The following is a 14,425-nucleotide window of genomic DNA, read 5'->3' as shown; positions in this document are numbered from 1 at the left end:
CCACCACGGGTCACGCTGGGGGCTGGGGATCGGGGGATCTCGGGGGGAACGATGCGTGGGCCAAGAACCATGGGGGTGGTGTGCGTCCTGCTCGGGGCGCTGGCCGCCGCGTGCCATCCGCATCCGGGCGCGGAGGGCGGGCGCGCCGACCCGGCGGGCTACGGGGACACCGCCACGCCGACCGGCTTCGGTGAGGTGTTCCTCGGCGCCGGTGACTGCAGCACCCGCGGCCGGGACTTCCGCGAGGTGTCCTGCGGCAGCGAGCGGGCGTCGGCGCGGGTGCTCACCCGGTACGCGGGACGGCAGGCGGACGGCCCGGTCTGCCCGGAGATCACGGACTTCGTGCTGCACATCTCGGAGAACCGGCCGGCCGTCGACGAGGACGGCGACGGGTCGGTGCCACAGGGGTACGCGTGCATGCGCAATCTGGAACCGCCGCACCCCGGTGACCCGGGGGGCGGCGGCGGCCCGTACACCGTCGTCGGGGACTGCGTCTACGGCTCCCGCGAGGGCCAGGTGGAGGAGACCGCGTGCGACGGATCGGGTGAGGCACCGCCGGAGTACCGCGTGATGTCGGCGGTGAAGCGGCGGGACGAGTGCCCGTCCGCGACGGCGCTCTACGTGGGACTGGGCGGTCCGAGGCCGGTGGGCTGCGCGCGCCGGATGTGAGCGGCGCGCCCAGCCCACTACCACGACGAGCAGGACCGGGTCACGGGCGCAGGGTCCGCTCGCGGTCGATCTCCCGCTTGTCGAGCCGTGCGTCGGGCGTGGTCAGCGGACGGGCCCGCCCGGGATCGGCCCGGACGGCCGCCGGGGCGACGTCCGCCCAGGCGAGGATGCGGGACGTGGCCCTGGTCCGCTCCGTCTCGACCAGACCCGAGACACTGGCCCCGTGGTTGGCGCCGGGCGCGGCGAAGACATAGGAGTCCCGTGCGCCCTCGCCGAGGCGGAACCGCTCGGCGCCCCACGGGTCGTTCGCGCCGTACACGAACAGCATGCGGCGGGCGTTGGCCCGCACCCAGCTGTCGACGTCACGCATCACCCAGGGCTTGAACCGCACGGGGATCTCGCGCGGCACGAAGTTCCGGGCGGGCTGGTAGCCGTACCGGGTCAGGCCCTTGAGGTGGGGCATCCGCAGGCTGGGCGAGCCGAGTTCGGTGGCCGCCTGGTAGTAGTACGGCACCGCGGACTCCAGGCCCTGGTCGGTGTAGTACGACCATCCGGAGAAGGAGTCGATCGTGTCGTAGACCGCCTGGTCGGTGGCGGTGGCGGCGGCCGGGACGTCGGCGCACTCGGCCTCGGTGTGGTACTGCCAGAAGGCCCAGACGAAGTCGAGGACGACGGCTTCGTAGGCCCTGTCGAGGCTGCCGACGGTGGTGAAGGTGGCGCCCGTCTCTCCCGCCCACGCGCGGTACTTCTGCTGCAGCGGCCCGCGGCGGACGAGCGCCTCGCGCTGCATGGCGTTCAGCCGGTCGCGGCACTCCTTCGTGCCGACGGTGGCGAAGAACCGGTCGTAGGCCGAGTCCTCCTTCTCCACCACGTCGTTGGGGGCGACGTAGGCCACGACGCCGTCCATGTCACGCGGGTAGAAACGCTCGTAGTAGGTGGCGGTCATACCGCCCTTGGAGACACCGGTGGCGAGCCACTTCTTGCCGTAGATCCGCTTCAGCGCGGTGAAGACGCGATGCTGGTCGGAGGCGGCCTGCCAGATGTCGAGCTTGGACCAGTCGGCGGGCTCGGGCCGCGACGGGGTGAAGAAGCGGTACTCCATGGAGACCTGGTTGCCGTCGACGATCGCCGTGGGTTCGGCGCGGCGCGGGCGGGTGCTGACCTCGTAGCCGCTGGTCTCGAAGACGGTCGGGCGGGCGGTGTCCTTGTGCAGCACGGTCAGGCGCTGCTGGAAGGTGCCCCGGCCGGGACGGCGGTGGTCGACCGGCTGGGTGTAGCCGAGGACGAAGTAGCGGTAACCGGGATAGGGCTTCTCCTCGATCAGGGTCATCCCGGGGATCGCCAGGATGCGTTCCTTGATGTCCTGCGTGGTGCCGTCGGTGCTGCCGGCGGCGGTGGCCGTGCCGGCCGCGCTCACGGTGCCTATGAGCACCACGAGCGACAGCAGCCATCTGAGCGCCTTGCGCATTCGCCCTCCACTGGGTTCACAACGGTCGCCGTGAACCTAGCGGGGTCAACACCCTTGCCACCAGACCGTGTTGGCGTCAGCAGAGGATCCATCCCGTGGAGGCGCTCCGGCCAGCGATGGCGCCGGACGCGCGGACGCAGCGGTTGAGCGCGTGGACGGTGACGGGGCCGGCCTGCCGGCTGAACCGCCCCTTGTCGACGGCCGCCCGGCCGCCGCGCGCCTGGATGGACACCGACATGGCGCGCTTGGCGCCGGGGGTCTTCGCGACAGTCATGGCGCAGGCGTAGTGGCGGTTCTTGTAGATCCGCAGCTCGCCGCCGGCGAAGGGGAGGGTCTTGACCGGCCGGCCGGTGCAGGCGGACGCGACGGCCTCGGCGCGGGCGGCGCCGGGCCCGGCGAGGACGACCGCGAAGGCGCTGACGGCGACGAGCACCGCGAGGCCGCGTGCGAGCAGCCGGCGCGTGCGCCGTCGTCCGGTCCTGGTCCCTGCCGCCACGTCGAACACGCTTGTTCCCCTTTGCCTCGTGAGCGTACGTGCGTACGACGCACAGGGAGGCCGGACGGTTGCCTCGGGTCGCCGCGGCCCAGGTCAGACGTAGCTGAGGATGGTGAGCAGCGCGAGCGCCTCGCAGCCCAGCTGGGCGCGGAAGGCGACCTTGCGCACGGTGCGCGTGGCCGGCCCGCGGTCGGGGGTGAAGAGCGCCACGCACCACAGCAGGCCGGCGGCCAGGATGCCGTACCAGAACAGCCACCCCGGCGCGCCGACGCAGTTCTCCCCGCCCTGCATGACGCACCGGCCCGCCCGGTCGGAGAAGAGCGTCACGAAGCCGACGATCACACAGGCGGGCACGAACGCCAGGGCGGCGATCGTGGCGCGCACGCCGATGCGCGGGGCGCGGTCGGACGGCGCGGGGAAGCGGGCCAGGTCGGTGCTCATGGATCCCATCCCACCGCGCGGGGCGCGGCCCGCCCATCGGGGTGCGTACTCAATCGCGCCGGCGCGGATACTCAGGCCGTCGCCGCCGGCTCCTCCTCGCCCACGAAGGTGCGCCACAGTGCCGCGTACCGGCCGTCCCGGGCCAGGAGTTCGTCGTGGGTGCCGTCCTCGGCGACCCGGCCGTGGTCCATCACGATCACGCGGTCGGCGCGCGCGGCGGTGGAGAGCCGGTGGGCGACCACCAGGGTCGTGCGGCGGCCGGCGAGCCGGTCGGTGGCGTGGTTGACCTGGGCCTCGGTCGCCAGGTCCAGTGCGGCTGTGGCCTCGTCGAGGAGCAGGATGTCCGGGTCGACCAGTTCGGCGCGGGCCAGGGCGATGAGCTGGCGCTGTCCGGCCGACAGGTTGCGGCCCCGCTCGGCGACCTCGTGGAGGTATCCGCCGTCCAGGGTGGCGATCATGTCGTGGGCGCCGACGGCCCGGGCCGCGGCCTCGACCTCGGCGTCGGTGGCGCCGGGCCGCCCGTAGGCGATGGCGTCCCGCACGGTGCCCTCGAAGAGGTACGCCTCCTGGGGGACGACGCCGAGCCGGTGGCGGTAGGCGGTGAGGTCCAGCGCGCGCAGGTCGGTGCCGTCGGCGGTGACCCGGCCGGAGGTGGGGTCGTAGAACCGGGCGACCAGCTTGACCAGGGTGGACTTGCCCGCGCCGGTCTCGCCGACGAACGCGACGGTCTGGCCGGCCGGGATGCGCAGGTCGACGTCGCTGAGGGCCGCCTCCTCCCCGGTGTCGGTGCCGTACGAGAAGGAGACCTTCTCGAAGGCGATCTCGCCCTTGAGCGAGCGCACGCCCCGTGGCTCGGGGGCGGGGGCCGTCGACGTCGGTTCGCGCAGCAGCTCCTGCATCCGGCCGAGCGAGACCGACGCCTGCTGGTAGCCGTCGAAGACCTGCGACAGCTGCTGGACGGGCGCGAAGAACAGGTCGATGTAGAGCAGGTACGCGACCAGGGCTCCGGCGGTCAGGGTGCCGGCCTCCACCCGGCCGGCGCCCACGATCAGCACCGCCGCGGCGGCGACCGAGGACAGCAGGTGCACGAACGGGAAGTAGACCGAGATCAGCCACTGGCCGCGGACCCGGGCCTCCCGGTACGCGGAGCTGCGCTCGGCGAACTTCGCCGCGCCGGACCGCTCGCGGCCGAAGGCCTGCACGATCCGCAGCCCGGAGACCGACTCCTGCAGGTCGGCGTTGACGACGCTGATCCGCTCTCGGGCCAGCTCGTAGGCCTTCACGCTGGAGCGGCGGAAGTAGAAGGTGCCGATCACCAGCACCGGCAGCGTCGCGAAGACGACCAGGGCGAGCTGTACGTCGATCACGACGAGCGCGATCATGATGCCGAAGAAGGTGACCAGGGAGACGAACGCGGTCACGAGTCCGGTCTGGAGGAACGTCGACAGGGCGTCCACGTCCGTCGTCATCCGGGTCATGATCCGGCCGGTGAGCTCGCGCTCGTAGTAGTCGAGGCCGAGCCGCTGGAGCTGCGCGAAGATCTTCAGGCGCAGGGCGTAGAGGACCCGCTCGCCGGTCCGCCCGGTCATCCGGATCTCGCCGGTCTGGGCGGCCCACTGCACCAGGACGGTCAGCAGTGCCAGGCCGGAGGCGGCCCACACCGCGCCGAGCGCGGCCTGCTCGACCCCGTCGTCGATGCCGTGCCGGATCAGGATCGGCAGCAGCAGGCCCATGCCGGCGTCGACGGCGACGAGCAGCAGGCTGAGGAGCAGGGGGACGCCGAAGCCGCGCAGCAGCCTGCGCAGGCCGTAGGAGTCCTCGGGGGTGACGGCGCGCGCCTCGTCGACCTGCGGGGTGTCGGTCGCCGGGGGCAGTGCCTCGACCTGGGCGAGCAGCTCCGGTGTGGCGCCGGGGGTCTCCGACCTGCCGCCCGTGTCGGCGTCCCGCTCCCACAGGGCGGGGGTGATGCCGCGCTCGGCGTCGAACTCGGCGTCCAGCTCCTGCCGTACGGTGCGGTCGTCCTCGGCCGGGGCGGCCGGCAGGGCGTGGCCCGGCGAGACGCCACCCAGCTCGTCGGGGTCGGTCAGCAGCCGCCGGTAGAGCGGGGAGCGTTCCTGCAGCTCCTCGTGGGTGCCGATGTCGGAGAGCCGTCCGTCGTCGAGGACGGCGATCCGGTCGGCGAGGCCCAGGGTGGAACGGCGGTGGGCGATGAGCAGGGTGGTGCGGCCGGCCATCACGGACCGCAGCGCCTCGTGGATCTCGTGCTCGACCCGTGCGTCGACCGCCGAGGTGGCGTCGTCCAGGAGCAGCAGCCGGGGGTCGGTGAGGAGGGCGCGGGCGAGCGCGATGCGCTGGCGCTGGCCGCCGGAGAGGGTCAGGCCGTGCTCGCCGACGGTGGTGTCGTAGCCGTCGGGGAGCTCGGCGATGAACCGGTCCGCCTGGGCGGCCCTGGCCGCTTCGAGGATCTCCTCGTCGGTGGCGCCGGGCCTTCCGTAGGCGATGTTGGCGCGGACGGTGTCGGAGAAGAGGAAGCTGTCCTCCGGTACGAGGCCGATGGCGGCACGCAGGGAGTCGAGGGTGAGCTCGCGGACGTCACGGCCGCCGACGAGGACGGCGCCGTGCGTCACGTCGTAGAAGCGGGGCAGGAGCAGCGAGACGGTGGACTTGCCGCTGCCGGAGGCGCCGACGACGGCCACGGTCTCGCCGGGCCGGATCTCCAGGGAGAAGCCGTCCAGGACGGGCCGCCCGTCCTCGTAGGCGAACGAGACGTCGTCGAACTCGACGCTCGCCGCCGCGTCGGCCGGCAGCTCCTTCGTACCGTCCTTGATCACCGGCTGGGTGTCGATGAGCTCCAGGACGCGCTCCACGCCCGCCCTCGCCTGCTGGCCGACGGTCAGGACCATGGCGAGCATGCGGACCGGGCCGACGAGCTGGGCGAGGTAGGTGGAGAAGGCGACGAACGTGCCGAGGGTGATCTGACCGCGGGTGGCGAGCCAGCCGCCGAGCGCCAGCATGGCGACCTGCCCCAGGGCGGGCACGGCCTGCAGCGCGGGCGTGTAGCGGGCGTTCATCCGGATGGTCCGCAGCCGGCCGGCGAAGAGCTTTCGGCTCGCCTCGCGGAGCTTGCCGGTCTCCTGCTCCTCCTGCCCGAAGCCCTTGACGACGCGGACGCCGGTGACGGCGCCGTCGACGACGCCCGCGACGTGGCCGGCCTGGGCCTGGGCGTACCAGGTGGCGGGGTGGAGGCGGGTGCGGCTGCGTTTGGCGATGAACCACAGGGCGGGGGCGACGGCGAGGGCGACCAGGGTGAGCGGCAGGGAGAGCCAGGCCATCACGATCAGGGAGATCAGGAAGAGCAGGATGTTCCCGATGGTCATCGGGAGCATGAAGAGCAGGCCCTGGATGAGCTGGAGGTCGCTGGTGGCGCGGCCGACGACCTGGCCCGTGGAGAGCTCGTCCTGGCGGCGCCCGTCGAGCCGGGTGATCGTCCCGTACATGTCGGTGCGCAGGTCGTGCTGGACGTCGAGGGCGAGCCGTCCGCCGTAGTAGCGGCGTATGTACGTCAGGACGTAGACGACGACCGCGGCGGCTATGAGCAGCCCGGTCCACACGGCGAGGGAGCGGGTCCCGGCGCCGACGACGTCGTCGATGACGACCTTGGTGATCAGCGGGACCAGAGCCATGACGGCCATGCCCGCGAGGGACGACCCGAGGGCGAGCACGACATTGCGCCGGTACCGCCAGGCGTACCCGGACAGCCGTCGTGCCCATCCTTGTTCTGCCGCCGCCACCTGGTGCCTCCCGTCGTCTGTTCCGCCGGAAGGCACCAACGCGGGCGCATGCGGATTTCATCCCTCCGCAACGAAGTGCGGTCTTTGGTCCTAGGACCCGCGGTTCCCGGCGATGAGGAGCATGTCCTCCAGGGTGTCGGCCAGGCTCTCCCCCCAGCTCGCGCAGCTCCTTGCCGGAGGCGTCCGGGAAGAGATCGCGTGCACGCGCGAGGGTGTGCCCGGCCGGCCTGAGACGGACGGAGTCCATGTCCTCCACGAGACGGGACAACGGGCCACCGTCCCTGCCGGTGATCACGACACAGCCCCTGCCCTCCGGCCCGGCTCCGGGCATCAGACTCACCTCCGTGCCGGGTTCCGTCGGGCCCATCACGCGACCTCCGCCCACACCGCGACCGGCACGTACGGCCGGACCATGAGCCCGGCGTCGGCGTCGAGCGCGACGGCCGTGATGACGCCGTACGGCGACCGGCGCGGGGGCCGCACCGGCGGCGCGGGTGGGGGCCACATCACCGGAACCGGCTGGGGGAAGAACGGTCCGCAGCCGCGGCGCCGGCTGCCGGAACCGGACCCGAACACGCCCCGCCGGCTGACGAACCCGACCTCCAGGTCACCCGGGTCGCGGCGGACCCTCGACCCTCCGTACCGACACGTCCATGACAGCGCCACGGAAACTGCACGCCCTGTTCACACCCAGGTGACCGTGTCCATGTCACCCTCCCCTTGCCGCAAACAATCAACCCGCGTAGAGCCCCACCCAGGTCATCTGCGCGCCGCCGCATCGGGAAGGCCCCCCACCCATGTCCTCGCCGCTTCCCCGCTTCATACGCCGCTGGAAGATGCCCCTTCTGGCCGCCGCGCTGCTCGTCGGCACCGCCGCGCCCGCCGCCACGGCGGCACCGGCAGGTGAGACGGCCACCATCACCGCGTACGACGAGACGTACTACGCGAGCGCGACCGGCAAGTCCGGCACCGCCCTCAAGAGCGCTCTGCACTCGATCATCAGCAACCAGACCACCATCTCCTACTCGGCGGTCTGGGAAGCGCTGAAGGTCACCGACCAGGATCCCGACAACAGCGCCAATGTGATGCTGCTGTACAGCGGGACGTCCCGCAGCAAGTCCCTCAACGGCGGCGACGTCGGCGACTGGAACCGGGAGCACGTGTGGGCCCAGTCCCACGGCGACTTCGGCACGGCCGCCGGCCCCGGCACCGACCTGCACCACCTGCGCCCCGAGGACGTACGGATCAACAGCATCCGCGGCAACAAGGACTTCGACCTGGGCGGCAGCGCGGTCAGCGGCGCGCCCGGCAACTACACCGACTCCAACTCCTTCGAGCCCCGCAACGCCGTCAAGGGCGACGTGGCCCGCATGATCCTCTACATGGCCGTGCGCTACGAAGGCACCGACGGCTGGCCCGACCTGGAGCCCAACGACTCGGTCACCAACAGCAGCGCGCCGTACCACGGGCGGCTCTCCGTGCTGAAGCAGTGGAACGACCAGGACCCGCCGGACGCCTTCGAGCGCCACCGCAACGAGGTCATCCACCACACGTACCAGCACAACCGGAACCCGTTCATCGACCACCCCGAGTGGGTCGAGTCGATCTGGTAGCGCTCAGCGCGTCTGCGCCCCCTGCCCCCGGACCGTGCGGGACCCGGGGACCAAGGGGGCGCTCCGCTACTTCAGGGGCGCCTTGTACGTACTTCCCGCGTCGAGGGCGGCCCGGCCGGGAACGGCGGGGATCGCTTCCTGCGGGTCGGCGGTCGGCGTGTAGCCGAGGCGCGCGGGAGCGGTCGGGTTGAGGTCCTTGTGGACGGCGCGGGCGACGGCCTGGATGGTGGCGATGCCGGCGTCCATGTTCGCGTTGTCGTGCGTGAGCACGGTGATCTGGTAGTTGTGCGCGGTCCCGGTGAAGGCACCGATGGAGTGCACGCGCCAGCCGTGCGTGGCCCGCGGCAGCCAGCCGTTCTTGACGTGGATCCTGGCGGTCGACGGGGCGCCGGCCGGGGTGCCCCAGCGCTGGGAGGCGACCACGCTGTTCATCAGCTGCAGTGCGTAGGCGCGCGAGGCGTCGGTGAGCACCGCGTTCTTGGCGGTGAGCAGGGCCAGCAGCTTCTGCTGGTCACGGGCGGTGATCTGGGTGAGCCCCCAGTAGCCGCCGGAGCCGGGGACGGTCTTGGTCATGCCCGCGGCGGTGAGGAAGCCCTGGACCTTGGTGACGCCGAGCTGCTTCCACAGTGCGCTGGTGGCGTCGTTGTCCGACTTGGTGATCATGGCGTGGGCGCGGGACTTCTCGGTCGTGGTCAGCGCCCGGTTGGTCTTCTGGGCGTCCCACAGGAGGGTGGCGAGCACGGTCGCCTTGACCACGCTGGCCGAATCGAACCGCTGGTCCGGCCGCAGCACGCAGCTGGTCTTGGTGATCCGGTCGTTGACGAGGATCGCGGTGGTGGAGGTGCGGCCCTTGAGGGCGGCGTTGATGTCCTTGACCAGCTGGGCGGCGAGTCCCGCTTTCTGGGAGGTGCACGCCACGGTCGGCGTGACGGCGGCGGCCGGGGTGCCGGTGGCGGCGGTCGGCAGCAGGACGCCGAGCGCGACCGCGGCGCACAGGGCACCCCGCCGGTGGCTGGATATGGAGAGTCGCTTCACGCAGAGAATGACTTCGCAGCGGAGGAAAAGTTGTACGCGCGGGGCTCGTCTTTTCAGCGGGCCCCGCGCGCAGGACGGGTCGGCGGCTCAGCGGTGCGTCGGGGCGAACATCTTGAGCAGCGCGGGAAGCACGACCACGGAAGGGCCGGGCAGGGCAAGGGAATTGGCCAGGTCGTCCCGCAGGGCCTCCGGTGACGTGCGCACGGCGGGCACGCCGAACGACTCGGCGAGGGCGACGAAGTCCGGCCGCGCCAGCTCGGTTCCGGTGGCCTCGCCGAAGGCGTCCGTCATGTACTCGCGCAGGATGCCGTAGCCGCCGTCGTCGACGATCAGCCAGGTGACGTTCAGCCCGTACTGCCTGGCCGTCGCGAGTTCGGCGAGCGAGTACATGGCGCCGCCGTCGCCGGACACCGCGAGGACCGGTGTGCTCCGGTCGGCGACCGCGGCGCCGAGGGCGGCGGGGAAGGCATAGCCGAGGCCGCCCGCACCCTGGGCGGAGTGCATGGTGTTGGGGCGCCGGGCGTCGAAGGCGGACCAGGCCCAGTAGGCGAGGATCGTCATGTCCCAGAAGCTGGGCGAGTCGTCCGGCAGGGCCTCGCGCACGGACGCGAGCACCTGCTGCTCCAGGGTGAGGTCCTGGCCGGCGAGCCGCTCCCGTACGGCTGTGAGGACGTCCCGGACCCGGTCCGCGGCCTTGTCGTCGGCGCGTGGCGGGACCGTCTCCAGCAGCGCGGAGAGCGCGAGGCGGGCGTCGGCGTGGATGCCGAGGGCGGGGTGGTTGGACTCCAGCTTGCCGAGGTCGGCCTCGATCTGGACGACCCGGCCGCGCGGGGTGAACGTGTGGTAGTTCGAGGACAGTTCACCGAGCCCGGAGCCGACGACCAGGAGGACGTCGGCGTCCTCCAGGAAGTCGGTGACGTGCCGGTCCTCCAGCCAGGACTGGAGCGACAGGGGGTGCTTCCAGGGGAAGGCGCCCTTGCCGCCGAAAGTGGTGACGACCGGCGCGTTCAGGCGCTCGGCCAGGGCCCGCAGCTTGCCGGACGCGTCGGAGCGCACGACTCCGCCGCCGGCGACGATCGCCGGGCGCTCGGCGTTCGCCAGCAGGTGCGCCGCGAGGGCGGTCAGCTCGGGGCGAGGCACGAGGTCGTGCGGGGTGGCGTCCGTCGCGGTGACGGCCGGCAGGCCGGTCCCCGCGAGCAGCACGTCCTGCGGGATCTCCACCCACACCGGCCCGTGCGGGGCGGTCAGGGCGGACTCCCAGGCCGCGCTGATCGCCGACGGGATCTGGGAGGCGGTCCGGACGGTGTGCACGGACTTGACGATGTCGCGGAACGAGGCCTGCTGGTCGCGCAGTTCGTGCAGATAGCCGTGGCGACCGCCGCCCAGTCCGGCGGCCGGGACCTGGCTGCCGATGGCGAGCACCGGCGCGGAGGCGGCGGCGGCCTCCTGGAGGGCGGCGAGCGACATGAGCGCGCCGGGCCCGGTCGACAGCAGCAGCGGTGCGGCCTCGCCGGTGATCCGGCCGTAGGCGTCGGCGGCGAAGCCCGCGTTGTTCTCCATCCGCAGGCCGACGTAGGTCAGGTCGGAGCGGTTCAGGGCGTCGAACATGCCGAGCGCGTGCTGACCGGGCAGACCGAAGACCGTGGTGGCCCCCAGCCCGGCCAGCGTCTCGACGACGAGATCGCCGCCGTTGCGGCCGGGCGGGGGGTTGAGCGCGGCCTCGGTCTGCGCGGCGGTGGGCCGCAGAACGAGGTCGTGGTCGTGGGTCACTGTTCTCCTTGGGGCTCGGTTCTCCCCCGGAGGGGGGACCCCCACCGGGGCGCCTGTTGGCGATGCCGACGGTCGATCGTGCTCGGTTCCTCGTTCATCGGAACCTCCGCGCGTTCTCCCTTTCGGCATCGCCGCGCCCCTTCGGCTCGCTCGCCGCTGGTTCCGCGAAGGAACGGTACCCACACGCCCCGGCCCCGCGGTGGTGGGCCTACTTCGCGGAACCCTCCGCGCCGGCGGCGCGCTGCGCGGCGATCTGGCGGGACATGATCGTCGTCAGCTCGTACGCCGTGTGGGAGGCGGCGACCGAGGTGATCTCGGCGTGGTCGTAGGCCGGGGCGACCTCGACGACGTCGGCGGAGACGAGGTTGCAGGAGGCGAGGCCGCGCAGGATCTCCAGCAGCTCGCGGGAGGTCATACCACCGGCCTCCGGGGTGCCGGTGCCGGGCGCGTGGGCCGGGTCCAGGCAGTCGATGTCGATGGAGATGTACAGCGGGCGGTCGCCGATGCGCTGGCGGAGCTGGTCGGCCACCTCGTCGGCGCCGCGCCGGTAGACGTCGGCGGAGGTGACGATGCCGAAGCCCATCTTCTCGTCGTCGGTCAGGTCCTGCTTGCCGTACAGCGGGCCGCGCGTGCCGACGTGGGAGAGGGCCTCGGTGTCGAGGATGCCCTCCTCGACGGCGCGGCGGAACGGGGTGCCGTGGGTGTACTCGGCTCCGAAGTAGGTGTCCCAGGTGTCGAGGTGGGCGTCGAAGTGGAGCAGGGCGACGGGGCCGTGCTTCTTGGCGACGGAGCGCAGCAGCGGCAGGGCGATGGTGTGGTCGCCGCCGAGGGTCATCAGGCGGGCGCCGGTGCCGAGCAGCTCGTCGGCGGCGGCCTCGACGGTCTCCACGGCCTCATTGATGTTGAACGGGTTCACGGCGATGTCACCGCCGTCCGCGACCTGGGCGAGCGCGAACGGGGAGGCGTCCTGCGCCGGGTTGTAGGGGCGCAGGAGACGGGAGGCCTCGCGGATCGCGTTGCCGCCGAAGCGGGCGCCGGGGCGGTAGGAGACGCCGGAGTCGAAGGGCACGCCGACGACGGCGACGTCGGCGGTGCCGACCTCGTCCAGGCGCGGCAGCCGCGCGAACGTCGCGGGTCCGGCGTACCGCGGGACGCGGGACGAGTCGATGGGGCCGCGCGGCGTCTCGTTGCTGCTCATGGTCGAATGCCTTCTTTCCTGCGCTTCATTGCGATTGATACGCGTATATGACTTTAGCGGTGCTCCACCGTGGGCCGGCACGGCCTCGGCCATGGGCCCGCGGATGGTCCGCCCGGCGGGAGGGACGGCGATCGCCGTGTCGTCGACGGCCGCGCGCGGACGCTCCCTCGCTCACGCGCGGCTGCCGGTGGCACGACAGTAGGTGGCCTCGCGGCAGCGCTGAAGTGTACGTTTCATCCATTGCCACCCGTTTCGGATGGAGGAAGCGTCCATGTCCGAGGCGACGCCGCCCCCTCCCGGCCCCGCCATCCCGCTCGGCGCCCTGCTGGCCCTCGAAGACCTGGGGTTGCGCCTGGTCGCGGGGCCGGTGGAGGCCGAGGTCCACTGGGTGCACACCTCCGAAATGGCGGACCCCTTTCCCTATCTGCTGGGCGGCGAGCTGCTCATGACGGCGGGCGTCCAGCTCACCGACGCGGAACGCTATGTGTCGCGGGTGGTCGCGGCGGGTGCGGCGGCGCTCGGCTTCGGCGTGGCCCCGGTCCACGACACGGTGCCGGACGAGCTGGTGGCGGCGTGCGCCCGGCACCGGCTTCCGCTGCTGGAGGTGCCGCCGAGGACGCCGTTCACCGCGGTCGGCCGCGCGGTGTGGCGGCTGATGGCGCAGGCCCGCCACCACGAACTGCGGCGGGTGACCGAGGCGCAGCAGGCCCTGGCGACGGCGGCGGCCCGGCCCGATCCGGTACCGGCGGTGCTGGGCGCGCTCGCCTCCCGGCTCGGCGGGCGGGCGGTGCTCTTCGGCCCGGACGGCACGGAGTCGGCGGCGGTCGGCCGGGAGATTCCGCCGCAGGCGGCGCGGGCGCTCGCGGAACTGGCGGGCGTGGTGGGACCCAGGCCCGGCGGACCCGCTTCGGCGAGCGGCGACGGGGGTGGGCTGCGCCTCGCGGCGTACGCGCTCGGCGCCGGGGAGGGACCCGCCCTGGGCGTGGCGACCGAGCGCCGCGGGGCGGGGGACCACACCGTCGCCGGGGTTGCGGTGGTGCTGCTCTCCCTCCTGACCGCCCCACACCGCGCCGCCGACGTCACGGCCCGCGACACCGCTCTGGTCCGGCTGCTCCTCGGGGCCGCCGCGCCGGAGGCCCTCCGCGACCTGGGCCCGGGCCCCTGGACGGTGGTGCACGCGACGGGCGGCGACCACACCCCCTTCGCGGCGGCGTCCCTGGCGGCGGCGCTGGGAACACCGCTCGTGGACGCGGGCGGAACACGATCCCCGGATCCGGACGCACAGCCGGCCGGCGGGGCCGCGACCCGGGGCCGGGCAGCGGGCCGGGGCCGGGCAGCGGGCCGGGGCCCGGGTACGGCTTCGGGCCCGACTACGGGCCCGGGTCAGGGTCAGGGAGCCGCCGGCGGGCCGGACGGCCCGGACGCGACCGCGAAGGGAGCCCAGGTTGGCGGCGGCCCGGGCGTACCGGACCCGACCGGGGCCGGCGTCCCGTCCGGAGGTCGGGCGGGTGTCGTCCGCCTCCTCCTCCCCGCCGCCTCCGCCGTCACGCCCCAGCCCGGGTGGACGCTCGGCGTGAGCGGGGCTGTCGAGGCGGGGGACCTCGCCGTCGCGGACACCCAGGCCGCGCGAGCGCTGCGGCGGGCGGAGGCGACGCGTGCGCCGCTGGCGCGGCACCGGGCCGCCGGGCTCGCCGGGCTGGTGGACCGGGAGGAGGCGGCGGCCCATGCCCGTGCCCTCCTCGCGCCGCTCCCGGAGCCGCTGGTGGAGACCCTGCGCGCCTGGCTGTCGCTGCACGGCAGCTGGGACCGGACGGCGAGCGCGCTGGAGGTGCACCGCAACACCGTCCGGCAGCGCATCGGCCGCTGCGCGGGACTGCTGGACGCGGACCTGGACGATCCCGAGGTGCGGATGGAGCTGTGGTTCGCGCTGCGGTGGTTGTGATG

The 14,425-nt window shown here is 73.1% G+C and carries 11 protein-coding genes; 3 read left to right on the top strand and 8 right to left on the bottom strand.

Annotation, left to right across the window (positions count from 1 at the left end):
• The first annotated feature begins 51 nt into the window (after positions 1-51).
• The gene (locus ACY34K_RS06940; RefSeq protein ID WP_462744863.1) at positions 52-669 is read left to right on the top strand and encodes a hypothetical protein; all 618 of its coding nucleotides are present in this window, start codon (positions 52-54) and stop codon (positions 667-669) included.
• Between the two features lie 40 nt (positions 670-709).
• Here ACY34K_RS06940 and ACY34K_RS06935 read toward each other — a convergent pair whose 3' ends face one another.
• The 5 genes from ACY34K_RS06935 to ACY34K_RS06915 all read right to left on the bottom strand — a co-directional run bounded on the left by ACY34K_RS06935 (position 710) and on the right by ACY34K_RS06915 (position 7,372).
• On the bottom strand, positions 710-2,137 hold the full coding sequence (locus tag ACY34K_RS06935; protein WP_462744861.1) for an aminopeptidase: 1,428 nt from the start codon (positions 2,135-2,137) through the stop codon (positions 710-712).
• Between the two features lie 76 nt (positions 2,138-2,213).
• On the bottom strand, positions 2,214-2,642 hold the full coding sequence (locus tag ACY34K_RS06930) for a hypothetical protein (protein WP_462744859.1): 429 nt from the start codon (positions 2,640-2,642) through the stop codon (positions 2,214-2,216).
• An 84-nt stretch (positions 2,643-2,726) separates the two neighbouring features.
• On the bottom strand, positions 2,727-3,074 hold the full coding sequence (locus ACY34K_RS06925) for a hypothetical protein (RefSeq protein WP_462744857.1): 348 nt from the start codon (positions 3,072-3,074) through the stop codon (positions 2,727-2,729).
• A 71-nt stretch (positions 3,075-3,145) separates the two neighbouring features.
• A complete protein-coding gene (locus ACY34K_RS06920; RefSeq protein ID WP_462744855.1) occupies positions 3,146-6,865 on the bottom strand; it encodes an ABC transporter ATP-binding protein in 3,720 nt (1,239 codons plus the stop codon).
• Positions 6,866-7,231: 366 nt separating this feature from the next.
• Positions 7,232-7,372 (bottom strand): hypothetical protein, encoded by a 141-nt coding sequence (locus ACY34K_RS06915; RefSeq protein WP_462744853.1) that lies wholly within the window; start codon positions 7,370-7,372, stop codon positions 7,232-7,234.
• Between the two features lie 290 nt (positions 7,373-7,662).
• On the opposite strand from ACY34K_RS06915, the gene ACY34K_RS06910 reads away from it, so the two are divergent.
• Entirely contained in the window at positions 7,663-8,478 is an 816-nt protein-coding gene (locus ACY34K_RS06910) for an endonuclease I family protein (protein WP_462744851.1), read from the top strand.
• 66 nt (positions 8,479-8,544) lie between these two features.
• Here ACY34K_RS06910 and ACY34K_RS06905 read toward each other — a convergent pair whose 3' ends face one another.
• The 3 genes from ACY34K_RS06905 to speB form a co-directional block, all read right to left on the bottom strand.
• Entirely contained in the window at positions 8,545-9,474 is a 930-nt protein-coding gene (locus tag ACY34K_RS06905; protein ID WP_462745469.1) for a serine hydrolase, read from the bottom strand.
• Between the two features lie 126 nt (positions 9,475-9,600).
• Complete coding sequence (locus ACY34K_RS06900) at positions 9,601-11,283, bottom strand: thiamine pyrophosphate-binding protein (protein ID WP_462744849.1); 1,683 nt, start codon at positions 11,281-11,283, stop codon at positions 9,601-9,603.
• A 208-nt stretch (positions 11,284-11,491) separates the two neighbouring features.
• A complete protein-coding gene (gene speB / locus ACY34K_RS06895) occupies positions 11,492-12,481 on the bottom strand; it encodes an agmatinase (RefSeq protein ID WP_462744847.1) in 990 nt (329 codons plus the stop codon).
• Positions 12,482-12,752: 271 nt separating this feature from the next.
• Between speB and ACY34K_RS06890 the strand changes: the two genes are divergently transcribed.
• Entirely contained in the window at positions 12,753-14,423 is a 1,671-nt protein-coding gene (locus ACY34K_RS06890; RefSeq protein ID WP_462744845.1) for a PucR family transcriptional regulator, read from the top strand.
• Positions 14,424-14,425: the final 2 nt, after the last annotated feature.

Source organism: Streptomyces sp. STAM6 (genome assembly GCF_054963715.1).
This window is presented reverse-complemented; position numbering and strand designations above follow the sequence as displayed.

Bases quoted from the DNA above. Each gene is read 5' to 3' on its own strand.
- ACY34K_RS06940 (WP_462744863.1), top strand. From the start codon at position 52: ATGCGTGGGCCAAGAACCATGGGGGTGGTGTGCGTCCTGCTCGGGGCG.
- ACY34K_RS06935 (WP_462744861.1), bottom strand. From the start codon at position 2,137: ATGCGCAAGGCGCTCAGATGGCTGCTGTCGCTCGTGGTGCTCATAGGC.
- ACY34K_RS06925 (WP_462744857.1), bottom strand. From the start codon at position 3,074: ATGAGCACCGACCTGGCCCGCTTCCCCGCGCCGTCCGACCGCGCCCCG.
- ACY34K_RS06915 (WP_462744853.1), bottom strand. From the start codon at position 7,372: ATGTGGCCCCCACCCGCGCCGCCGGTGCGGCCCCCGCGCCGGTCGCCG.
- ACY34K_RS06910 (WP_462744851.1), top strand. From the start codon at position 7,663: ATGTCCTCGCCGCTTCCCCGCTTCATACGCCGCTGGAAGATGCCCCTT.
- speB (WP_462744847.1), bottom strand. From the start codon at position 12,481: ATGAGCAGCAACGAGACGCCGCGCGGCCCCATCGACTCGTCCCGCGTC.
- ACY34K_RS06890 (WP_462744845.1), top strand. From the start codon at position 12,753: ATGTCCGAGGCGACGCCGCCCCCTCCCGGCCCCGCCATCCCGCTCGGC.